Below are 237 nucleotides of genomic sequence, written 5' to 3' on the forward strand. Positions count from 1 at the left end.
TCCTCATCTTGTGTCACAACTACATTGTAAACACCACTCGGGTATTGATCACCTATCGCTAAACTGTTTAAGTTCGAAGCTTTTGACTCACGCGAATCTACCAATCGACCAACCATATCATAAACTTTGATACTAACCGGTGATGCACTCTCTGTCGTTAAATCAAGTAAGAAGTTGTTCGCAAATGGATTCGGATAAGCTTTCGCTTCAAATCCGGCGGCTACTATTCTCATGGTT

General features: G+C 41.4%; 1 protein-coding gene. It reads right to left on the reverse strand.

From position 1 onward, the window contains the following. Positions 1-237 (reverse strand): T9SS type A sorting domain-containing protein (locus ICG50_RS13095; RefSeq protein ID WP_187661341.1); only part of this gene is annotated, 237 nt, incomplete at both ends.

The organism is Flavobacterium buctense (assembly GCF_014486695.1).
In the GTDB taxonomy this organism is placed as follows: Bacteria; Bacteroidota; Bacteroidia; order Flavobacteriales; family Flavobacteriaceae; genus Flavobacterium; species Flavobacterium buctense.